The organism is Methylobacterium sp. 142-1Y (assembly GCF_057747795.1).
The window spans coordinates 1915998-1937240 of record NZ_CM173224.1 but is presented as its reverse complement, the minus strand read 5'-3'; the positions used below and the strand labels follow the sequence as shown (position 1 = coordinate 1937240).

At 70.7% G+C, this 21243-nt stretch carries 14 protein-coding genes and 1 riboswitch; of the genes, 3 read left to right on the top strand and 11 right to left on the bottom strand.

The window, feature by feature from the left end; genetic code table 11:
* Nucleotides 1-26: 26 nt before the first annotated feature.
* The 3 genes from AC3AOF_RS08860 to AC3AOF_RS08850 all read right to left on the bottom strand — a co-directional run bounded on the left by AC3AOF_RS08860 (nt 27) and on the right by AC3AOF_RS08850 (nt 4923).
* The gene (locus tag AC3AOF_RS08860) at nt 27-2093 is read right to left on the bottom strand and encodes an ABC transporter permease (RefSeq protein WP_488348271.1); all 2067 of its coding nucleotides are present in this window, start codon (nt 2091-2093) and stop codon (nt 27-29) included.
* A complete protein-coding gene (locus tag AC3AOF_RS08855) occupies nt 2090-3631 on the bottom strand; it encodes a sugar ABC transporter ATP-binding protein (protein WP_488348270.1) in 1542 nt (513 codons plus the stop codon). Before AC3AOF_RS08855 ends, AC3AOF_RS08860 begins: the two co-directional genes overlap by 4 nt.
* Before the next feature lie 155 nt (nt 3632-3786).
* A complete protein-coding gene (locus AC3AOF_RS08850; protein ID WP_488348269.1) occupies nt 3787-4923 on the bottom strand; it encodes a sugar ABC transporter substrate-binding protein in 1137 nt (378 codons plus the stop codon).
* Nucleotides 4924-5072: 149 nt separating this feature from the next.
* Between AC3AOF_RS08850 and AC3AOF_RS08845 the strand changes: the two genes are divergently transcribed.
* Entirely contained in the window at nt 5073-5810 is a 738-nt protein-coding gene (locus tag AC3AOF_RS08845; protein WP_488348268.1) for a GntR family transcriptional regulator, read from the top strand.
* A gap of 549 nt (nt 5811-6359) precedes the next feature.
* On the opposite strand, the gene AC3AOF_RS08840 is transcribed toward AC3AOF_RS08845, so the two are convergent.
* From AC3AOF_RS08840 to AC3AOF_RS08825, 4 genes are all read right to left on the bottom strand, one after another.
* Nucleotides 6360-7436: an alkene reductase gene (locus AC3AOF_RS08840; RefSeq protein ID WP_488348267.1), complete on the bottom strand. Its 1077-nt coding sequence runs from the start codon at nt 7434-7436 to the stop codon at nt 6360-6362.
* A gap of 36 nt (nt 7437-7472) precedes the next feature.
* Nucleotides 7473-8891 (bottom strand): phosphatase PAP2 family protein, encoded by a 1419-nt coding sequence (locus tag AC3AOF_RS08835; RefSeq protein ID WP_488348266.1) that lies wholly within the window; start codon nt 8889-8891, stop codon nt 7473-7475.
* 328 nt (nt 8892-9219) lie between these two features.
* Nucleotides 9220-12342: an efflux RND transporter permease subunit gene (locus tag AC3AOF_RS08830; RefSeq protein ID WP_488348265.1), complete on the bottom strand. Its 3123-nt coding sequence runs from the start codon at nt 12340-12342 to the stop codon at nt 9220-9222.
* Between the two features lie 7 nt (nt 12343-12349).
* Nucleotides 12350-13699 (bottom strand): efflux RND transporter periplasmic adaptor subunit, encoded by a 1350-nt coding sequence (locus AC3AOF_RS08825; RefSeq protein WP_488348264.1) that lies wholly within the window; start codon nt 13697-13699, stop codon nt 12350-12352.
* A 498-nt stretch (nt 13700-14197) separates the two neighbouring features.
* Between AC3AOF_RS08825 and AC3AOF_RS08820 the strand changes: the two genes are divergently transcribed.
* Entirely contained in the window at nt 14198-14875 is a 678-nt protein-coding gene (locus AC3AOF_RS08820; RefSeq protein ID WP_488348263.1) for a response regulator transcription factor, read from the top strand.
* Nucleotides 14868-16298, top strand: a complete 1431-nt coding sequence (locus tag AC3AOF_RS08815; RefSeq protein WP_488348262.1) for a HAMP domain-containing sensor histidine kinase — start codon at nt 14868-14870, stop codon at nt 16296-16298. The genes AC3AOF_RS08820 and AC3AOF_RS08815 overlap by 8 nt, the downstream gene beginning before the upstream one ends.
* On the opposite strand, the gene AC3AOF_RS08810 is transcribed toward AC3AOF_RS08815, so the two are convergent.
* The 4 genes from AC3AOF_RS08810 to AC3AOF_RS08795 form a co-directional block, all read right to left on the bottom strand.
* Nucleotides 16293-17435 (bottom strand): acetyltransferase domain-containing protein, encoded by a 1143-nt coding sequence (locus tag AC3AOF_RS08810; protein WP_488348972.1) that lies wholly within the window; start codon nt 17433-17435, stop codon nt 16293-16295. The two genes, AC3AOF_RS08815 and AC3AOF_RS08810, sit on opposite strands and share 6 nt — an antisense overlap.
* Nucleotides 17429-17671, bottom strand: coding sequence for a hypothetical protein (locus tag AC3AOF_RS08805; RefSeq protein WP_236991084.1), 243 nt, complete (start codon nt 17669-17671; stop codon nt 17429-17431). The genes AC3AOF_RS08810 and AC3AOF_RS08805 overlap by 7 nt, the downstream gene beginning before the upstream one ends.
* Nucleotides 17671-19800, bottom strand: coding sequence for a TonB-dependent siderophore receptor (locus AC3AOF_RS08800; protein WP_488348261.1), 2130 nt, complete (start codon nt 19798-19800; stop codon nt 17671-17673). Before AC3AOF_RS08800 ends, AC3AOF_RS08805 begins: the two co-directional genes overlap by 1 nt.
* Nucleotides 19801-19958: 158 nt before the next feature.
* Nucleotides 19959-20183, bottom strand: a riboswitch (cobalamin riboswitch).
* 99 nt (nt 20184-20282) lie between these two features.
* Entirely contained in the window at nt 20283-21215 is a 933-nt protein-coding gene (locus tag AC3AOF_RS08795; RefSeq protein WP_488348260.1) for a TAXI family TRAP transporter solute-binding subunit, read from the bottom strand.
* Between the last annotated feature and the right edge of the window lie 28 nt (nt 21216-21243).

The following is a 21243-nucleotide window of genomic DNA, read 5'->3' as shown; positions in this document are numbered from 1 at the left end:
GTGTCGTCTTGTTGGTGAAACCCGCCTCAATCGCGCAGGGCGAGCACGGCCCCGAGCACGACGAGGCCGAAGATGATGTCCCGCACCGCGTGGGGCAGCATGGTGCCGGCGAGCAGCGTCGAGAGCGCGGTGAGCAGCAGCACGCCGCCGAGCATGCCGGGATAGCGGCCCCGCCCGCCGGTGATCAGGCTGCCGCCCACCACCACCGCGGCGATCGAGGGCAGCAGGTACTCGTCGCCCATGCCGAGGCTGGCCTGGCCGCTGAACGAGGCGAGCAGGATGCCGACGAGCGCCGCGCAGAAGCCCGACAGGGCGTAGACCCCGATGAGCGTGCCGCCGACGCCGACGCCGCTGAAGCGGGCGGCGAGCGGGCTGTTGCCGATGGCGTAGACCCGGCGCCCGAACACGGTGCGGCCGAGCAGGATCGCGGCGGCGAGCGCGAAGGCGAGGACGCCCCACACCACCGGCGTGGCGCCGAGGAACTGGCCCGTCATCACCCAGCGCATCCCCGGCGAGGCGAAGCCCGACGGGGTGCCGCCGCTATAGACGAGCGCCGCCCCCTGGAGGATGCCGTTCATGGCGAGCGTCATTACGATCGGCGGCAGGCCGAACAGCACGATGCCGAGCCCGTTGACCGCGCCGAGCGCGGTCCCGAGGCCGAGGCCCAGCGGCACGGCCCAGAGGGCCGCCTGGTCCGAGCCGCCGACGAGGCCCGCCACCACGATGCCGGTGAGCGAGATCATCCAGGGCAGGGACAGGTCGAGGCCGCCGGTCAGGATCGCCGTGCCCTGGCCGAGCGCCAGGATCGCCAGGAAGGACGACAGCACGACCAGCGAGTTGAAGAAGCCCGGATTGGTCAGCGCGTTGCCGTTGACGACTTGCGTCGCCACCAGCACCAGGACCAGGCCGACATAGGCGGGAAGCGTGTATTTCAGCGCCTCGCGATTCCGCACCAGCCAGCCGGAGGCGGCGGGCGCGTGGCTGCGGCGCGCCACCGGCGGCAGCACGAGCTTTGGACGGTGCGAGCGGTGGGCGGCGGCAAGCGTGCCGTCCCGCTGGGCCTTGAGGGTGAGGAGCCCGAGCCGGATATAATCCGCCAGCGCCGAGTGCCGGCCGAGCGAGCCGCCGATGACGGCGAGGATCAGCAGCGTCCCTTCGGCCACCGACGAGTAGAAGGCCGGCACGTCGAGGGCGAGCAGGATGTTGACGGCGATCATCAGCGTGTAGGCGCCGATGATCGAGCCGATCGCGCCGCCGCGCCCGCCCCCTAGCACCGTTCCGCCGAGCGCCACCGCGGCGAAGATCTGGAGCAGCATGGAATTCCCGACCAGCGGATCCGCCGATCCGGTCTGCGCCGACACGAAGGCGCCCGCCGCGCCGTAGAAGGTTCCCGCCAGCACGTAGGCCCGGAAGGTGACGAAGCGGGTGTCGAGGCCCGAGGCGAAGGCCGCGTCCTCGTCGCTGCCGACGGCATAGAGACCGATGCCGAACCGCGTCGCCTTGACGAGGAGCCAGACCAAGGCCGCGCCCGCCACGACGAGCACCGGCGCCGGCAGAATTCCCGGGATCGCGTCGCCGGTGAAGAAGGCGACGAATTCGGGGGCGATGGTGCCGCCCGGCTTGTCGCTGACGAGCAGGGTCACGCCCTGGACGATGAACATCGTCGAGAGCGTCACGACGATCGGCTGCATCCGCACATAGGCGACGAAGACGCCGTTGAACGCCCCGACCACGGCGCCGATGCCGAGCGCGATCAGGCCGAACAGGACCTGCGAGCCGATGCCGGATCCCATCCCGGTGCCGAGCACGACGTTGACCAGCGAGACCACGGCGCCGGCCGAGAGGTCGAACCCGCCGGTGAGCACCACGAAGGTCTGCCCGACCGTCGCGAGCGCCAGCGCCGCCCCGCCGGAGGAGACGAAGCTGAACTGGAAGTAGTTGAACCCCGAGATCGCCACGACGACCCCGAACAGGATCGCGAAGACGGTCAGCGCGATCAGCACGCCGCGGTGGCGCGCCAGGCCCGGCCGCCACGCGCCGGGGCGGGCGACAGGCCGCCGAGAGCCGATGGAGGTCGCGGCGAGGCTCGTCATGCGTGCACTCCGTGGCGCGCGGCTCCCCCGAGGGCCCCGCGCATGATCCGCTCCTCCTCGATCGCCTCGCCCTGCATCTCGTCGACGACAGTCCCGCCATAGAGGACGAGGACCCGGTCGCACAGGTTCACCAGTTCGGTGATCTCGGTCGAGTAGAACAGAACCGCACCGCCCGCCGCCGCGAAGTCGCGCATCAGGCCGTAGAGCTGGTGCTTGGTGCCGATGTCGATGCCGCGGGTCGGATCGAACATCAGCAGCACGCGGCCGCCGGTGATCAGCCACTTGGCGATGGCGATCTTCTGCTGGTTGCCGCCGCTGAACGCACCCGCCGGGGTGAAGATGGCGCGCGGATGGATGTCGACCTGTTCGAGCGCCGCCGCGACGTCCCGGCGCTCGGCCGCCCGGTCGACGAACCCGAAACGGGCATAGCGGTCGATCACCGGCAGCGAGACGTTGAAGCGGCCGTCCCGCTTCAGGAACAGGCCCTCGGTCTTGCGCTCCTCCGGCACCAGGGCGAGGCCGATCTCCGGCCGGATCGCGTCCTGCGGCGAGCGCAGGGTGATCGGTCGGCCATCGACCGACAGGGTGCCTTCGGTGAGCGGGACCAGGCCGAAACAGGCGTGGAAGAGGTCCTGCTGGCCCATGCCCTGGAGACCGGCGATGCCCAGGATCTCGCCCGGCCAGAGCGAGAAGGCGGCTTGGCGCAGCTTGCCGCCGGTGCTCAGGCCCTCCCCGCTCAGGACCGGGACGGCCCCCGCCGGGCGGGGCGCCGGCACCGGCTTTGGCGGGAAGGTGGCCTCGAGCGAGCGCCCGATGATCATCCGGATCACCGTGTCGTCGTCGACCTCGTCCACACGGGCGGTGCCGGCCTCCTTGCCGTTGCGCAGGACGGTGAGGCGGTCGCAGAACAGGCGCACCTCGGCCATGCGGTGCGAGATGAAGATCGTCGTCACGCCCTCGGCCTTGAGCCGGGCGATGAGCCCGCCGAGCCAGTCGATGTCGCCGCCCGAGAGTGCCGAGGTCGGCTCGTCGAGGAGGAGGATGCGCGGTGTCCGATATACCGCCCGGGCGATCTCGATCTTCTGGCGCTGCGGCAGGTCGAGGGCGCGCACCTCCGCCCGCGTATCGATGTCCGACAGCCCGATCCGGTCGAGATGGGCGCGGATCGCCGCCTCGCCCTCGCGCCGGCGCAACAGGCCCCACCTTCCGCGGGGGGCGTAGGGCATCAGCATGGTCTCGGCGACCGTCAGATCCGGCACCAGGCTGATCTCCTGGAACGCGGTCTGGATGCCGAGCCGGTGGGCGTCCGACGGGCGCGCCATCGCGGCCGGCGCGCCGAAGACCCGGATCTCGCCGGAACTGGGCCGGATCAGGCCCGAGAGCAGCTTGACGGTGGTGGACTTGCCGGCGCCGTTCTCGCCGAGCAGCGCGTGGACCTCGCCGGCCGCGACGCGGATCGTCGCGCCGCCGAGCGCCACGGTCGCCCCGTAGGTCTTGACGATGGACTCGAGCGTGAGCGCGTCGACGCTGTCGGTCATGTCGGGTTCTCGGTGGGGGCGAACGGTAAGGGTTCCGCCGGGCGCGCTCGAATAAGGGTCGAGCACTTCCCCCCTCTCCCACGCGGGAGAGAGAAGCCCGCGCTTGACCGGACGTGACGTAGATCAAGGAGAAGCCGCGGGTGGGCGCCTTGCACTCACTGCCCCTTCTCGGGCTCCGCGTTCAGCGCCGCCTTGAGCCCGACCTCGGGGGTCTTGTCCGAGAAGATCGAGGCGAACCAGCCGGGATTCGGCACCGACGAGGGCTGGAAGGCGTTGCAGCCCTCGGCCATTTCCTGCCACGAGCCGGTCTTGCAGAGCTTCACGGTCTCGTTCGTCACCACCGGCAGCGGCAGGATCGTGTCGCGCGCCACCTCCTTGCCGTCGAGCTTGGCGAGGACGAGCTTGAGAGCGTAGGCGCCCGAATAGGGCGGCGAGGCGTAGGAGATGCGCGGCGCGCCCATCGGTGCGTAGGCGCCGTTCGCCCCCTCCACCGCGGTGCCCTTCGGCAGCATCTGGATCCGGCCGCCATTCGAGCCCTCGCCCGCGCAGGGCTTGAGCTTGTCGGCGGGGATGCCGGCCTCCAGCTGCATCTGGTTGGCGGTGAAGCAGCCGACCTGCATCCACAGCCCGTCGATCTTGTCCCAGCCCTGGGTCGCCAGGATCTTGGAGAGCTCGGTCCGGGCGACCGCCTGGCTCCACATGCCGGGCGCCTCGGCCACGATCTTGAGGCCGGGATGCTTGGCGAAGACCGCCTTGGCGGCCTCGGTCCGGCCGCCATCGACCGAGGTGCCGGGCACGCCGGTGATCGCCACGATGGTGCCCTTGCCGCCGAGCTTGGCCGCCAGCCACTCGGCGGTGACCCGCCCGGCCTCCGCCTGGTCGATATGAACGTTGTGGGCGCAAGGCTCGGTGATCTCGCCGTCATAGGCGATCACCATCACGCCCTTGGCGCAGGCATTCTTGACGACCTGGTTGAGGGCGGTGGGCGAGATCGGGAAGACCACGATCGCCTTGGCGCCGGCCTGGACCATGGCGTTGATCTGCTGGATCTGCTTCTGAGCGCTGGGGCCGGCGACCTGGACCTGGAGGTCGATCTTCGCCGCGACGGCCGGGCTTGCCGCCATCGCCTTGATCATGTTGGCGGCCTCGGCCTGCCAGTCGTTCCCGATATAGCTCATGCTCAGGAAGACTTTCGCCTTCTCTTGCGCCTTCTCCTGGGCGGAGGCCGCGCCGGCCCACCCGGCCGTCAGGCAGAGGGCGGCCATCCCGGCCGAGATCAGCGTCCTGGTCATCTGAGGTCCCCTCCCGGGCGATTCTCGAGCGCTTTGCGCCTTTTTTTGATCAAAGATCACACATCGAAAACCGCCACAAGGCCTTTGTTCGGGCGGCGGCCTTGGCTAAGGTCGCGGCGTCACCCACCCGAGACCGAGCCGGATCCGACATGGCGCCCGTGCGTGCGCACCAAGAGCTGCCGTATTCGCCCGTGTCGCGGGCGACGATCCAGGATCACGTCTATCTGCGGATGCGGGAAATGATCCTGACCGGCGGGATCGAGCCCGGCCGCACGGTGACGGTGCAGAGCCTGGCTGAAGCCTTCGGCGTCAGCGCCATGCCGGTGCGCGAGGCGATGCACCGGCTGGTCGCCGAGAAGGCGCTCACCAACGTCGCCGGGCGCTCGGTCGGCATCCCGTTCCTGTCGCCGGAGCGCCTGGACGACCTCCAGCGCGTGCGGATCGAGGTCGAGGGCACGGCGATCGGATGGGCCGCCGAGAGCATGCCGCCCGAGGCTTTGCCCGTGCTGGACGGCCTCATCGCGGAGATGGAGGAGGCCAAGGACCGGGGCGACCGCGCCCGCTACGTCCCGGCGAACCGGGCCTTCCACTTCGCGATCTACCGGGCCTCGGGCTCGGAGGCACTCCTGTCGATCATCGAGTCACTGTGGTTGCAGATCGGCCCGTTCTTCAACCTGCTGGGCGAGAGCGACGCCTGGGGCGCCTCGAACGACCACCACCGGGTGATGCGCGTGGCCATCGCCGCGCGCGACCCCGCGACGGCGCGCGCGGCCCTGCGGCGGGACATTGACGATGCCGCCGTGATGCTGCGCCGGGTGCTGAGCGAGGAGGCGGCGCCGGCGCCGCGGGCGCGGCGGCGGAAGGGGGTGGTGATGGGGACGGCGTGAGCGGCGGATTGGTCGAGCTGGGATCGGCGGCGTCGCCAAGCACGCCCTTATCGACCTCCCACACCGCCGTGCCGTTCCAACATCGGTCAGAGCCTATTCGATGAGATCATCGAGAATTGACATCATCTATCTCATCCCGAAATGAAGCTTGCCAAAAAACCGGGATTCAAAAAAAGCTTTCGGTAGGGGCGAGACCGGCTCCCTTCCCCAGTGAAGCGCACGCTCGAACCCTCCCCCCTCTGCGGGGGAGGGTGCCCCACGGAGTGGGGCGGGAGAGGGGAACCACGCTTCCAGATAAGGCAGAGCCGTTCTGAAGGGCGCTCCCTAGATCAGCGTCGCGCTGCCCCTCTCCCGGCCCCTGCTGACGCAGGGTCCACCCTCCCCCGCAGAGGGGGGAGGGTTCGCGCGCACTGCTTCTTGATGATCTCGGCCCGAGCAAACCCTGCAAAACAGACAAGCCAAAATCGCATCGCTTCTGAAGATTGTTTCGAACGGACTCTCAAGCGAATAGGCTGTTTTAAATATCTCCGACTGCACGACCGGCCCCACTCACCCCGCCGCCGGATAATCCACATACCCCTTCGCCCCACCCGCATACCACGTCTCGGCATCATCGGCGGAGAGCGGCAGACCCTCGGCGATCCGCCGCGGCAGGTCGGGATTGGCGATGAACGGGCGCCCGAACGCGATCGCGTCGGCCGCGCCCGTATCGAGGGCGGCTTGGCCTCGCGCGCCGTCATAGTCGGAATTGAGCACGAAGGCGCCCTGGAACGCCGCCCGCATCCGCGGCGCCACCGGCGGGCGCTCGGCCTTGCCGTTGGTGCCCTCATAGCCCGGCTCGCGCACCTCCAGGAAGGCGATGCCGATCGCGGAGAGCGCCGCCGAGGCCGCCTCGAACAGCGGCTCGGGGTTGCTGTCGTTCACCCCCTGGCGCTCCTCGTTCGGCGACAGGCGCACGCCGGTGCGCTCAGGCCCGACGATCTCGGCCACCGCCGCCACGACCTCGCGCAGGAACCGGATCCGGTTCTCGATCGAACCGCCGTAGCGGTCGGTGCGGAAATTGGCGTTGTCGCGCAGGAACTGGTCGATGAGGTAGCCGTTCGCGGCGTGGATCTGCACCCCGTCGAAGCCGGCCTCCAGCGCGTGGCGGGCCGCCTGCCGGTAATCGTCGAGGACGGCGCGGATATCCTCCTCGGTCATGGCGCGGGCCTCGACATGGGGCGCCTTGCCCTCGTAGGTCCGCGCCAGGCCCGGCATCGTGGTCGCCGAGGAGGAGACCGGCTGGCCGCGCCCGGGCAGGCTCGGATGCACCACCCGTCCCATGTGCCAGAGCTGCGACACGATCAGCCCGCCCGCCTCGTGCACGGCGGCGGTGACCGGGCGCCAGGCCTCGACCTGCTCAAGGTTCCAGATGCCCGGCGCGTAGGGCCAGCCGAGACCCTGCGGGCTGATCCCGGTCGCCTCCGAGATGATGAGGCCGGACGATGCCCGCTGAGCGTAGTATTCGACCATCATCCCGGTCGGCACGTGGTCGCGGGTGGCTCGCGCCCGGGTGAGCGGCGCCATGAACACCCGGTTCTGCGCATCGAGCGCGCCGAGCCGGATCGGGTCGAGGAGACGGGGCATCGGGAACTCCGCTGCGTGGGAGAGGGCCTGTCGTGGTCAGCGGGTCGTCTGCTGCTGCGGCCGGCGCGAGGCGGCGAGCGCCGAGGCCTTGCCGGCGGCCGCGTAGAGGTTCAGGCGCGAATAGACCCCGAAGGCCGAGCCGTCGTCGAGGAAGCCGCCGCCGGGGCCCTGCGTCTGCGTCAGGATCGCGTTCGCCTCGGCAAGGCTCACCGACGGGAAGGCCGCGGTCAGGAGGTAGCCGGCCTCCGGCGCGAGCTTGCCGACATCCTCGACGGTGTTCGCGGTGTTCTGGTGGACCACCGGAAGGCCGTAGGTCTGGGTGGTGGCGTAGAGGGCCTCGTTGGCGGCGGCATCCTTGAACCGGCTGGTATCGTCGGCGGCGCAAGCCGCGACCGTGTCGCCGCAGGCATCCTTGAGGACCATCGCGAGGTCGTTGCGCGCCGCCTCCAGGGCCGCGCGGTAATCGGAGATCGCGACCGCGTCGTTGGTCTGCCGGCTCATCTCGGCGATGACCGCCGGGTTCTTGCGGATCTGGCCGACATAGGCCGGATCGTTGGCGAGCAGGTGGGCGAGCGCGTGCAACGCCACCGTGCGCCCGCCGAGCACGTCCATGGCGTAATGCGCGCCGACGACGATGCGGTTGTTGCCGTACTCGGCCCCCCGCACGATCATCTGCTGGTAGCGCTCGGGCACCAGCAGCGCGAGGACGACCGATTCGGTGTAGCCGTAGGTGGTGTGGCCGCTCGGATAGGACGGGCTGTCGGTCAGGTTCTGGCTCGGCCCGTGCAGCCAGTCGAGGCTGTGCGAGGCGTGCTTGAAGTAATCGTCTCCCCGATAGGCGTAGAGCTGCGGCAGGGTCTGGAACGGCCGGGAATTGCCGAAGGCGTCGGCCCCCTTGCTGCCGCCCGGCCGGTCATAGGCCTTGCCGAACACGTCCGGCACGCCGCCGCGGGCCGCGAAGATGCCCTTGGCCGCCTCCGAGACCGGGTTCTTGCCGTCGGTGGTGCCGTTGGCAAAGAAGTACTTTCCGGAATTCGAATCGGATTTCGTGATGTTGTTGGTGTAGCCGAGCAGGTCGGCCACCGACTGCGTCACGTTGCTGAACGTCTTGTAGTCGGCGTAACGCGCCTTGTCCTGGTAGATCGCGCCGAGGCGGCTGCCGAGCCCGTCGGCGAGTTCGGTGGCGTTGCCGTCGGTGATGAAGGCGTCGCGCAAGGCGAGCTGGCGCTGCTGGTCGAGGGGCAGGAGATGCGGCTGCTTTTGCGTGCCGAACTGGATGTCGCCGGTCACCGTCAGGTTGGCATCGAGCGCCGCCCGCCCCTCCGGCGTCGCCTGGAGCACGCTGACCGTGGCGAGCCCCTGGAGCGCGACGAGGTTCGTCGCGGTCTGCGCCTCCGCCCCGACCGGCAGCATCAGGCCGAGAAAAGCGAGACCGTGAATGGCCGCCCTGCGCATCGTGTCGCCCCCCCTGTGTTCGGGCGGCAGGAAACGACGGGAGCGGGCTCCTGTCCAGCCCGGCGGGTCGATGGCGTCTATGCGTCGGACCGGATCACGATACGGGACCGTGGCGGGACGCCGACCGGGGCCGCCATTCCCACCCGCGGCCTCATTCTGAGGTGCGACTGAAAGGAGCCTCGAAGGAGGGCTCCAGACGTCTCGGCGATCCCTGGAGCGCTCCCTCGAGGTCAGTCGATCTGCGATCGTGCGCGATCTCCGATCGCCGACACCTCAGGATGAGGTGGTGGGTGGGAGCGACGGAGCGACAGATGCGCCACCCTGACGTCTACGCATCGGACCGCTCCTTCCCCCGAACGCCTTCGCGATCATCCGCCGGCTGCTGGCCGACGCGCAGCCGCGCGACGATCGGATACACCGCCGGCAGCAGCACCAGGGTGAGGAGCGTCGCGGTGACGAGCCCGCCGATGACCACGGTGGCGAGCGGGCGCTGCACCTCGGCGCCGGCACTGGTCGAGAGCGCCATCGGCAGGAAGCCGAGCGTGGCGACGAGCGCCGTCGTCATCACCGGGCGCAGGCGGCGCTCGGCGGCCTCGGTGGCGGCCTCGCGCGGGGAGAGGCCGGCGCGCTCCAGGTCGCGCAGGGTGCTCATCAGCACCACGCCGTTCAGCACCGCGATGCCGAAGGTGGCGATGAAGCCGATCGCCGCCGAGACCGAGAACGGCAGGCCGCGGGCATAGAGCGCCAGGATGCCGCCGGTCGCCGCCACCGGCACGTTGAGGAAGATGAGGCCCGCGACCCGGATGTCGGAGAACAGCACCACCAAGAGCACCAGGATCGCCGCGAGCGCCGCCGGCACCACCACGGACAGCCGGGCGGTCGCCTCCTGGAGGTTCTGGAATTGCCCGCTCCAAACCAGGGAATAGCGCGGCGGCAGGCTCACCTGCGCCGTCACGGCGGCTTGCGCCTCGGCGACGAAGCTCTGCACGTCGCGCCCGCGCACGTTGGCCTGGACCGAGATGCGGCGCTGCAACCGCTCGCGGCTGATCTGGGCCGGGCCGGTCGCGACCTCGACCGAGGCGACGAGGGAGAGCGGCACGGTGCCCTTGCCCTTGCCCCCGACCGGGAGCGCCCGCACCCGCTCGATGTCGGCGCGGTCGTTCCCCGCCAGCCGCACCACGATGTCGGTGATGGCGTTGTCGTCACGATAGACCTGGCCCGACGGCCGGCCGCCGATCGCCTCGACCACGTCGAGGATGTCGCTGGCGCTCACCCCGTAGCGGGCGGCCGCCGCCCGGTCGACCGTGATCGACAGGGCCGGCATCCCGGCCTGGGATTCGGCCTTCACGTCGCTCGCGCCCTGGACGCCGGAGACCGCCCGCACGATGGCGTCGGCCTTGTCCTTCAGGATGCCGAGGTCGTCGCCGTAGAGGCTGATCGCCACGTCGCCGCGCACGCCCTCGAGCAGGTCGTCCATCCGCATCTGGATCGGCTGCGAGAAAGCGTAGGCGACGCCCGGCACCTCCTGGCGCAGGCGCTCACTGAGCGCCGCAACGAGGCCGTCCTGGTCCTTCGCCGTGGTCCAGGTCGCCGGGTCGGTGAGCGTGATGAAGCTGTCGGTCGATTCGACGCCCATCGGGTCGGTCGGGATCTCGGCGCTGCCGGTGAGCGAGACCACCCGCTTCACCTCCGGGAACGACTTCAGCACCGCCTCGATCCGACGCATGGTCTTCAGCGAGGCGTCGAGGTTGATGCCCGGCAGCTTCTCCGAGGTGACGACGATCGAGCCCTCGGAGAGTTTGGGCAGGAATTCGCCGCCGAGCCGGGTGGCAAGAAAACAGCTTCCCGCAAACAGCGCGAGCGTAACGAGGACCGTCGCGCCCGCCCGCCGCTCGGCGACGAGCAGGACCGGCGTGTAGACCGCCCGCATCCCGTGGACGAGGCGCGTCTCGCGCTCGCCGATCCCGCGGCCCGACAGGACGAGCGCGGCGAGCGCCGGCATCAGCGTGAGGGTGAGGAGGAGCGAGCCGGCGAGCGCCAGGATCACCGCCACCGCCATCGGCCGGAACATCTTGCCGGCCACCCCTTCGAGGGCCAGCACCGGCAGGTAGACCAGGATGATGATCGCCACCGCGACCATCACCGGCCGCGCCACCTCCGCCGCCGCGTCGCGGATGACCGCGTGGGCCGGGCGCTCCGGATGCTCGCCGCGGGCGCGCAGGACGTTCTCGATCATCACCACCGCGCCGTCGACGATGAGGCCGAAATCGATCGCGCCGAGACTCATCAGGTTGCCCGACAGGCCCAGCACCCGCATGCCCGCGAAGGCGAGCAGCATCGAGAGCGGGATCGCGGCGGCCACCACCAGCCCGGCCCGCAGGTTGCCCAGCAGCAGGAGCAGCACCACGATCACCAGCACCGCCCCCTCGACGAGGTTGTGGGCGACGGTGTGGATCGTGCGCTCGACGAGAGCCGAGCGGTCGTAATAAGGCACGATCGCGATGCCGGGCGGCAGGAGCGGGCGCAACTCCTCGATCGTCGCCTTCACCCGCTCGACGACCGCGCTGGCATTCTCACCCTGCTGCATCATGGCGATGCCGACCACGGTCTCGCCGGCGGCATCGTGGGTCACCGCGCCGAGGCGCACTTTCGGCGCCTCCACCACCTCGCCGAGGCTCGCGACCGTCACCGGCACGCCGCCGGGATGGGTCGCCACCACGATCCGGGCGATGTCGTCGGGACCCGTCGCTAGCCCTAAGCCCCGGATCACCTCCTGCTGGTCGTTGTGCTCTAGATAGGCGCCGCCCCGGGCGAGGTTGTTCTCGGACAGAGCCGTGTAGACCTGGCCCAACGTTACGCCGTAGCGCTGCAGGCTCTCGGCCGAGACCCGGACCTCGTAGGTGGGCAATTGCCCACCATAGATGTTCACGTCGGCGATGCCCGGCGTGAGCTTGAGGCGCGGCGCGATCGTCCATTGCAGCAAGCGCTTCAGCTCCATCGGCGAATAGGCCGGCCCGCGCAGCTCGAACTGGTAGATCTCGCCGAGGCCCGTCGCCATCGGCCCCATCTGCGGGTCGCCGATGCCGGCCGGCATCATCGCCTTGGCCTGGGGCAGGCGCTGGAACACCTGGGAGCGGGCCTCGGTGATCGACATCCCCTCGTCGAAGGTGACGTAGACCGCCGAGACGCCGAAGCGCGAGGTCGACCGGATGCCGGTGAGGCCCGGCGCGCCCGCCATCGCGCTCTCGACCGGGAAGCTCACCAGCCGCTCGACCTCGAGCGGCCCGAGTCCGGGCGAGAGCGTCAGGATCATCACTTGCTTGGGCGAGATGTCGGGCACCGCGTCGATCGACAGGCCCCGGAGGTTGACGATCCCGCCGGCGGCACCGGCGAGCGCCACCACCAGCACGAGCCAGCGGCGGCGGATCAGGAGGGCGAACCAGGATTTCATGGCAGCCTCAATCCGTGGAACCGAGGAGGCTGCGCAGCAGGATCGCCTTGAGGCCGAAGCTGCCTTGCGTCGCCACCGTCTCGCCGGGTGCGACGCCCTTCGTCACCTCGACCCAGTCGGCCCGCTGCACCCCGAGGGCGAGCGCGCGCTTCTCGAACCGGTCGTCGCCCGTCCGCACGAAGGCGACCGGCCCGTCCTCGGTCTGCTGCACGGCGCTCGCGGGAAGCGTCGTGCCCTCGCGGCCGAGATCGGCGGCGATCTCGACCGAAACGAACATGTTGGCGCGCAAAGCCCCCCCCGGATTGGCGATCTCGATCCGGGCCGGCGCGGTGTTGGTCGCCGGGTCGATCGCGGCGTTGACCGACCGGACCCGGCCCTCGAAGGTCGGGTGGTCGGGCACCGGCGCCCGGATGGTGGCGGCATCGCCCGGCTTCACCGCGGCGATGTCGCGGCCGTAGAGATTCGCCAGCACCTGGATCCGCGACGGGTCGGCCACCGTGAAGGCGTCGCTGTTGGTATCGACCACCTCACCTAGGGTGATGCCGCTCGCCGTCACCACCCCGTCGATCGGCGACACGATGGCGCTGGTGCCGGCCGGGGCCCCGGGCTCGGGGGCGAGGCGGGCATACTGCGCCGAGTAGAGATCGAGCTTCGCCTTCGCCGCCAGCGTCGCGGCATGCGCCTTGGCGAGGTCGACCTGGCGGCGATCGACCTCAGCCTGGGCCACGCCCATCACCTTCAGAAGATCCTGGCCGCGCTTCAGGTTGATCTCGGCGACCTTCTCGGTCGCCTGCGCCTCGGCGAGACTGGCCTGCGCCTCCGCCAGACCGTTGCGGGCCTCGAGCAGGCCGGCGGCATCGAGGGTGGCGAGGCTCTGGCCGGCCCGCACGGGATCGCCGGGCTGCACCGCCAGGGTCAGGACGCGGCCGGCGGTGCGGGGCTTGAGATGGGTGACGCGGCGCTCGTCGAAGGCGATCGTGCCCGGCGCCCGCACCGGCAGGACGATGCGCCGGGTCTCGGCCCGGCCGAAGGCAAGGCCGATGCGGGCTTGGCCGGCCTCGTCGAGGGTCACGAGGTTCGGGTCGGCCGGGGCGGCGCTTTCCTGCGGCGCCGGGGCGGGGGCCGGTGCCGTGAGGCCGAGCCGGGCGAGAACGGGGGCCAGCATCGGCCCTGCGGCGTCGCGAGAGGCCCAGCCGGCGCCGGCCAGTGCCACGAGGACCGCGATGAGGACGAGGCCGCGCCAGGGCGGCCGCCGACCCGGACGCGACGGCCGGAGGGCCGGTGTCTCGGTCTTGCGCTCACGCGGACGCGCCTCGCTCTCGGCGACGCGCGCGACGGTCTCGACGGCCAGGAGCACGGCCTCACTCACCCTGCTGGATTGGAATCATTCCAACACCTATGCGCGGGGGCGGGCCTCGCCACTAAATTCGCGTTCATCCGGTGGTTTCCGCTGGGATGGCGGGGCGTTTCGGAACAAACCCTGGTTTTCGATCTGCGCCTCTCTGCCTGCTCAGCAGGGCTGTCCCGGAAAAGACGTGGCGCGGGAAATCCCCTCTCCCCGCGGGCGGGGAGAGGCCTGAGCTCCGAAGGGGCTCAGGAAGCCCGCAGGGCGAGGGTGAGGGGGTATTTCCGGATGAGCCTCACTCGTCGAGACCCCCTCACCCTCGCTCCGGCTACGCCTCCGCTTGCTTTGCCCCCAACAAGGGGGGCAAAGCCCTCTCCCCGCCCGCGGGGAGAGGGGAAACCTGCGCCACTTTTCTCCTTGGACAGTCCTTTCCACATGAGTGAAGGAAAAAATGCGAACCTTCACGGCGAATTTTTATCCATCGATAAAGCAAAAACTTGCGAGAAAACCGTGGCAAAGCTACTGCTGATCGAGGACGATGTCGCGACCGCCGAGGAGATCCTGGCCGATCTCGGCGGACGCGGGCACGCGGTGGCCTGGGCGGCGACCGGGCCGGAGGGGGCGGAGCGTGCGCGCGGGGAACCTTGGGATGCGATCGTCCTCGACCGGATGCTGCCGGGGCTCGACGGGCTGACGCTGCTGCAAGGCTTGCGCACAGCCGGCGACCGGACCCCGGCCCTGCTGCTCTCGGCGCTCTCCGATGTCGACGAGCGGATCCGGGGCTTGCGGGCGGGGGGCGACGATTACCTCGCCAAGCCCTTCGTGCTGGAGGAACTCGCCGCACGGATCGAGGCGCTGCTGCGCCGCCCGACCGACACCCGCGAGACGCTCCTGCGGGTCGGCAGCCTTGAGATCGACCTGATCGCCGGGATCGGTCGCCGCGGCAGCCGCGACTTGGAGTTGCTGCCGCGGGAACTCACCCTGCTCGAATACCTGATGCGCCGCCCCGGCCAGGTCGTGACCCGGGCGCTGCTGTTCGAGGAGGTGTGGAACTACCGCTTCACCCCGAAATCCAACCTGATCGACGTGCATCTCGGCCGCCTGCGCCGCAAGCTGGAGGCGGCCGGCGAGCCGCCGGTGATCCACAGCGTGCGCGGCATCGGCATCATGCTGGCTCCCGATGACTGACCTTTTTCGATCCACCACCTTCCGCTGGGCACTCGGCATCGCCCTGTGGTCGGCCTTGCTCGCGCTCGCCATGTTCGGCTTCGTCTACTGGCAGACGGCCGCGTTCCTGCGGGAGGAGCTGGCCGAGACGCTGCGGCTCGAAGTGCGGGCCGCCGCCGAGGACCCGGCCGGCACGGTCGGCCGGGTCGAGACCTGGATCGCCATGGACCGGCACGCCACCCATTACGGCGGGGTGTTCGGGCCGGATGGGGCGCGGCGGGCCGGCAACCTCGTCGCCCTGCCCTCCCGGCTCGCCCGGGACGGCGACGCGGCCCGGGTCGCCGCGACGATCGAGACGACGGAAGGCCCGGTCTCCGACGAGGTCTGGGCGACGGCTTTGGCGCTTCCCGGCGGCGGTACCGTGGTGATCGGCCACGACACCGACGAGATCGACCGGGTGCGGAAGACCACCTTGAGGGCGATGGGGTTGGGCCTGGCCCCCGCCCTCCTCCTGTCCGGCCTCGGCGGCCTGATGCTGGCGAGCCGGGCGCGCCGGCGCCTCGCCGTCACCGAGGCGGCGCTCGCGGAGGTGATGCGCGGCGACCTGCGCAAACGCCTGCCGGTGGGCGCGCGGGGCGACGAGTTCGACCGCCTCGCCGGCAACGTCAACCGGATGCTCGACGAGATCGAGCGGCTGGTGGAGGAGGTCCGCAGCGTCGGCGACGCGGTCGCGCACGACCTGCGCACGCCGCTGACCCGGATGCGCGCGCGGTTGGAGCGGAGCCGCGAGCAGGCGGCGAGCGTGGAGGAGTTTCGCGACGCGATCGACCAGGGCCTCGCCTGGATCGACCAGACGCTCGCCATGGTCACTGCCGTCTTGCGCATCGGGGAGATCGAGCATGGCCGGCGCCGCGCCGGCTTCGCGCCGGTCGATCTCGCGCAGATCGTGCGCGAGGCCGCCGAGTTCTTCGAGCCGGTGGCGGAGGACAAGGAGGTCGCACTCACCGTCACGGTCGCGACGGGGGCTTTCGCCGTCGAGGGCGACCGCGACCTCCTGTTCGAGGCCGTCTCGAACCTGATCGACAACGCGGTGAAGTTCACGCCGCCCGGCGGGACGGTGCGGGTCGGGCTGGACAACGGAGAGGCCGGCTTGACGATCGTCGTGGAGGATTCCGGCCCCGGCATCCCCCGGGGCGAATGGGTTCAGGTCTTCCGGCGCTTCTATCGGGCCGAGCGCGCCCGCCTGACGCCCGGCAACGGCCTGGGTCTCGGGCTCGTGGCGGCGATCGCCCGGCTGCACGGCTTCTCGGTGGCGGTCGGGGACACGCCCGACGGGGGCGCGCGGTTCACGATCCTCGTGCCTCTCGCCGGTTCCGATGAGGCGGGCATCCCCGCGCGTCGGGACCGACCGGCGCGCGAGGGGATCCCGAGCCGAATCCTATAGATAACGCAGCACCGGATGCCGCCCACGCCGCTTCAGCCCGACCATCCAGCGGCAGGCGCCGTAGAGCGGCAGGCCGAGCACCAGCGCGACCAGCCAGAGCTGCGCCGGCGAGCCGAGTTCGACCTTGCCGGAGGGGCCCGTCAGCCCGGCCGCGAAGGCGAGATCGTAGAGCCCGCGCAGCAGCCAGAGATGGACGAGGTAGAAGAACAACGGCGCGCCGCCGAACACCCGCAGCCAGCCGAGGCGGGATGCCGGCAGCGCCTCGAACAGGGCGAGGAGCCAGAGCCCGAGCCCCAGCGTCAGCAGCAGGAAATCGGCCGAGGGCGGATACTTGGTGAGGTTCAGGAAGGACAGGATCGTCATCCCGAGGGTCGGGCCGGCCTGCCACGGCACCGGATCGCCGTAGCCGTTGAGCCCGCGCAGCACCAGGAAGCCCGCCAGGGCCGCCGCCCCGAGGGCGAGGAGCCGGCGGCGCCGGGCCCGGGGATCGGTCGCGAACCACGGCCCGAGGACGTAGCCCGCCGCCGCGACGCCGATCCAGGGCAGCACCGGGTAGGAGGTGCGGGCCACGCCCCAGGGCAGGTCGAGGAGGCCGCGCTGGTGCAGGATCGACCACGGCACGTAGCCGGCCTGGCCCGGCGCGAGCACGATCCCGTCGAGGAGGTTGTGCCCCAGCACGATCAGGAGCGCGGCCACCGCGAGGGCCGGACGCGGCAGCCGCAGGAGCCCCGCGAGCGCGATCATGCCGAGGCCGATCGCCCAGATCACCTGCAGGTAGAGGACCGGCGTCAGGATCCGGCCGGTCCAGGCGAGGTTCACCAGCGTGACCTCGAGCCCGACCAGGAACAGGCCGCGGGTGAGGAGAAAGCGCGCCGTCGCGCCGGTACCGTGCCGACGCGCGTAGAGGCTCGCCGCGAGGCCGGTGAGCAGGAGGAAGACCGGTGCGCAGAGATGCGAGATCAGCCGCGTCACCACGAGGTCGGGCGCGGTGACGCTCAGATCCATCGGGTCGCGGACCTGGGCGTGGACGTAGAAGATGTCCCGCACGTGATCGACCAGCATCAGCAGCATGACGAAGCCGCGCAAGGCATCGATCGAGCCGATGCGGGCGGTGGGGGTATCCGGCGCCGTCACGATGCAGTCTCGGAGGCCAGCCGCGAGAGGAGCCGGCGCACGTCGGGCGGCGTCCAGACCCGGCCGCCGCGGGGCTTGCGCACCCCGCGCCGGGTCAGGGAGGCGGCGATGCCCTCGGGCGTCCCGCCGGCCTCCGCCGTGATGGCGGCCAGGACCGGCGCGAGACGCTGGCGGTAGTGCCGGGCACGGGCGGCGGCTGCATCCCGGCCGGCATCGCCCTTGCGGAGAACGGCCGCCATCAGAACCGCACCGACAGGGTGCCGGTGAACCGCCGCGGGGCACCCGGATAGACCCGGAAGACGTTGAGCGAACTCTCGTAATAGGTGGTGTCGAAGATGTTCTCGACGTTCAGGCCGAAACGGACGTTCTCCCATTTGTAATAGGCCAGCGCGTCGACGGCGATGTAGCCCGGCAGCCGGAAGGCGCCGCCATTGGCGTCGCCCGCCCGCTCGCCGACGGCGCGCACGCCGCCGCCGATCCCGAACCCCTTCCAGGGCCCCTCCTGCGCCTCGTGCACCGCGAGCAGGCTGCCCGAGTGGCGCGGCACGTTGATGAGCGGGGCACCCACCGGCAGCACGTTGTCCTTCGTGACGACCGCGTCGGCGAAGACGTAACCGGCCAGGACCTTGATCGACGGCGAGAGCTGGCCGGCCGCCGTGAACTCGAAGCCCTGGCTGCGCACCGCGCCGGCGGCGATCGAGAAGCCGGTGTTGTTGGGATCGGCGGTGAGGACGTTCTGGCGCTCGACCCGGAAGGCGGCGCCGGTCAGGCTTAAACGCCCGCCATACAGGTCGAGCTTGGTGCCGACCTCGTAGCCGAGGCCGGTCTCCGGCGCGAACGGGCCCTTGAACGACGAGGCGGCCGCGTCGGGCCCGATATTCGGCCGGAAGCTCGTGCCGACATTGGCGTAGAGCGACAGATCCGGCAGCGGCTGGTAGACGAGGCCGGCCCGGGGCGTGGCGGCGAAGTAGGTCTGGTCGCTCCGGACCCCGGTGGTGCGCTCGCGGAACGACTGCTCGAAGAAGTCGAACCGCACGCCGACCAGCGCCTTCCACTCGGGCGACAGCGCGATCTGGTCCTGGGCGTAGAGCGCCGTGTTGGTGACCTGCTCGAACCCGTTGGTCTGACGGGTGTAGTTCGGAAGCGGCCGGCCGTAGACCGGGGCGTAGATGTCGAGGGAATAGGGATCCTGGCGGGTGTTGGAGCGGATCTGCTGGTAGGTGCCGTCGGTGCTCTCGCGCTCGAAGCCCAGCAGCAGGGTGTGGCCGATCCCGGCGGTATCGAAGCGCCCGACCAGCTCGGCCTGGCCGAGGGCCACGGCGGCGCGGTAGTTGCGATAGTTGCGGTCGCGCAGGACCGTGCGGTTGTCGGCGGCGATGTCCCGCACCTCGACCGCCTCGCCGGCGAGCGAGTTGGAGTTGAGGTAGGTGGCAAGCCGCATCTGCCAGTCGGCATCGAGGCGGTGGTCGACCCGGATCTGCATCGAGTCGTTGGTCTGCCGGATGCTCTGGCCCGGCTCGCCGAGGAAGCGCGAGATCGGCAGGAACCCGAGCCGGTTGTCGATCGCGATGACGCCGCGGTCGAACACCGTGCGGTTCCTCAGGAACTCGGTCTCGACCGTGACCTTGGTGTCGGGCGTGACCTGCCAGCTCACGACGGGGGCGACGAACAGCCGGTCGCCGTCGACGAAATCGCGAAAGCTGTTCTGGCGCCCGGTCGCGAGGTTGAAGCGGTAGAGCAGCGTGCCGTCTTCGTTGAGCGCGCCGCCCGAATCGATTGTGCCGCGGACCTGCTCGAACGAGCCCCAAAGACCGCCCATCTCGACGAAGCGTTCCGCGGTCGGCTGCTTGGTGATGATGTTGACGAGGCCGCCCGGGTCGCTGCGCCCGAACAGGCCGCCGCCGGGGCCCTTCAGCACCTCGATCCGCTCGACGTTCTGGGTGTCGGGCGGCGGCGGGAACCCGCGGTTGAGGGGAAAGCCGTTCTTGTACAGCTCCGAGGTGGTGACGCCCCGGATGGCGTAGCTGAAGATGGTGAGGCCGCCGAAATTGTTCTGCTGCGCGACGCCCGGCATATAGGTGAGGACGCGGTCGACCCGCGTCGCCGCGAGGTCGGTGACGACCTCTCGCGGCGCGACGGTGACGACCTGCGGCACGTCGCGCTGGGGCGTATCGGTCTTCGTGCTGCTCACCGCCCGGTCGCCGCGAAAGCCCGGGGTCGGGCCGATGAGCCCGATCGTGCCGGCGGCGGAGGGCGCCGGGAGCGCAGGGGCGCCCGCCACCACGACCTCGTCGAGGGCGATGGTCTCCTGCCCGTGCGCGGTGCCGGCCGCGAGGATCAACCCCAGGGCGGTCGCCAGGGCGGGCATGGGATGATGAAGAGGCGGGCGGGTTCTCAACGAAGCATACTCGATGTTGCCGCGCGAATGCGTCCGGGCGAGTGGCAGGCCGAAGGCCGCGCGAAAATCGCGCGGCGCACAGCCCGACCGCTCCCCCGGGCCGCACCGCCCGCGGGACGTGACCGCGCCGCGAGGCGCATGCCGAGGCAGGTCTACTGGCTCGCGGAGCACCGGTCCCGCCTCGCCTTCCCGGTGCCAGGCGCACCAGTGGCTTTCGGCGGCGGGTCATCTCCGCTCACAGTTGCGGGGGCAGCCTCGGCCTCACCGCGGATGCTTCCGCATCCGATGGGGTCACCGAGCTCCCGCTTCGCCCGCGGGCTCAGCACCCGGGGAACCTTGGCGGCACCATCCATGGCAGCCCGACCGTGCGTAAGCAACACTCGGAAACGCAATGTAATAATGTTACCGAACCTGTGTCCACAGGAACACACCGGCCGGCGACGGGCCCGGGCCTACTCGCCGCGCAGGAAGGCCGCCGTCGCCGGATGGAGCCAGGATGCCGGAACCGCCCCCGACAGGTCGCGGGGGTCGCTCGGCCGCTCGTGCGGCAGGTGCCGGGCGAGGGCCGGCTTCGCCTTGTCGATCGCTGCGACGAAGCGGGCCACCGCCGCCGGGTCGAGGCCGGGCTTGCCGAGGATGAAGCTCCACGATCCCACGGTGTCGATTGCCGCGTCCTGGCCCGGGAAGGTGCCGGGCGCCACGGTGATGCGCCGCAAGGACGGGCTCGCCGCCAGGATCGCCGGAAGAGCCGTCGCCGGGGGGCCGAGGAAGCGAGCCCCGCCCGGACCCTCGGCCATCGCGCGGAAGCCCGGCCAGCCGGTGCCGCCGCCGAACAGGGCCGCGGCCTGGCCTGCCCGTACCATCACCGGGCCGTCGCCGGCATGGTCGAGGAGAATCGGCCCGATGTCGCGCTCGGGGTCGATGCCTGCCCCGCGCAGGATCGTCCGGCCCATGGCGGTGAGGCCGGAACTGCGCGTGCCCAGGGCCACCGGTTGCCCGCGCAGGTCGTCGAGGCTGCGAACCGGGCTGTCGGCCGGCACCACGAACAGGCCCGGCGCCGCGTAGACCGGGGCGACCACGGTCACGGCCGGCGGCGCGCCCTGCTGGCCAAGCGCCTCGTAGGCGTATTCGCCCTGGACGAGGCCGAGATCGACCCGTCCGTCACGCAGGAGAACCAGGTTCTCGGTCGAGCCCTTGCTGGAGCGCAACTCCACGGTGAGATCCGGGTCCACCTCCCGGATCGCCGCCGCCAGCGCCTCGCCATAGGCCGGGAAGCCGCCGCCGGGCGTCGCGGTGGCCAGGACGAGGCGCAGGGGCTCGCCAGCATGGGCGGAGGTTAGGAGGCCGATCCAGGCGGCAGCGGCGATCAACCTGCGATTCAACATGGGTTAAGGTGTCCTCGACCGTCCCGAC

Bases quoted from the DNA above. Each gene is read 5' to 3' on its own strand.
- AC3AOF_RS08860 (WP_488348271.1), bottom strand. From the start codon at position 2,093: ATGACGAGCCTCGCCGCGACCTCCATCGGCTCTCGGCGGCCTGTCGCC.
- AC3AOF_RS08855 (WP_488348270.1), bottom strand. From the start codon at position 3,631: ATGACCGACAGCGTCGACGCGCTCACGCTCGAGTCCATCGTCAAGACC.
- AC3AOF_RS08850 (WP_488348269.1), bottom strand. From the start codon at position 4,923: ATGACCAGGACGCTGATCTCGGCCGGGATGGCCGCCCTCTGCCTGACG.
- AC3AOF_RS08845 (WP_488348268.1), top strand. From the start codon at position 5,073: ATGGCGCCCGTGCGTGCGCACCAAGAGCTGCCGTATTCGCCCGTGTCG.
- AC3AOF_RS08840 (WP_488348267.1), bottom strand. From the start codon at position 7,436: ATGCCCCGTCTCCTCGACCCGATCCGGCTCGGCGCGCTCGATGCGCAG.
- AC3AOF_RS08835 (WP_488348266.1), bottom strand. From the start codon at position 8,891: ATGCGCAGGGCGGCCATTCACGGTCTCGCTTTTCTCGGCCTGATGCTG.
- AC3AOF_RS08830 (WP_488348265.1), bottom strand. From the start codon at position 12,342: ATGAAATCCTGGTTCGCCCTCCTGATCCGCCGCCGCTGGCTCGTGCTG.
- AC3AOF_RS08815 (WP_488348262.1), top strand. From the start codon at position 14,868: ATGACTGACCTTTTTCGATCCACCACCTTCCGCTGGGCACTCGGCATC.
- AC3AOF_RS08805 (WP_236991084.1), bottom strand. From the start codon at position 17,671: ATGGCGGCCGTTCTCCGCAAGGGCGATGCCGGCCGGGATGCAGCCGCC.
- AC3AOF_RS08800 (WP_488348261.1), bottom strand. From the start codon at position 19,800: ATGCCCGCCCTGGCGACCGCCCTGGGGTTGATCCTCGCGGCCGGCACC.
- AC3AOF_RS08795 (WP_488348260.1), bottom strand. From the start codon at position 21,215: ATGTTGAATCGCAGGTTGATCGCCGCTGCCGCCTGGATCGGCCTCCTA.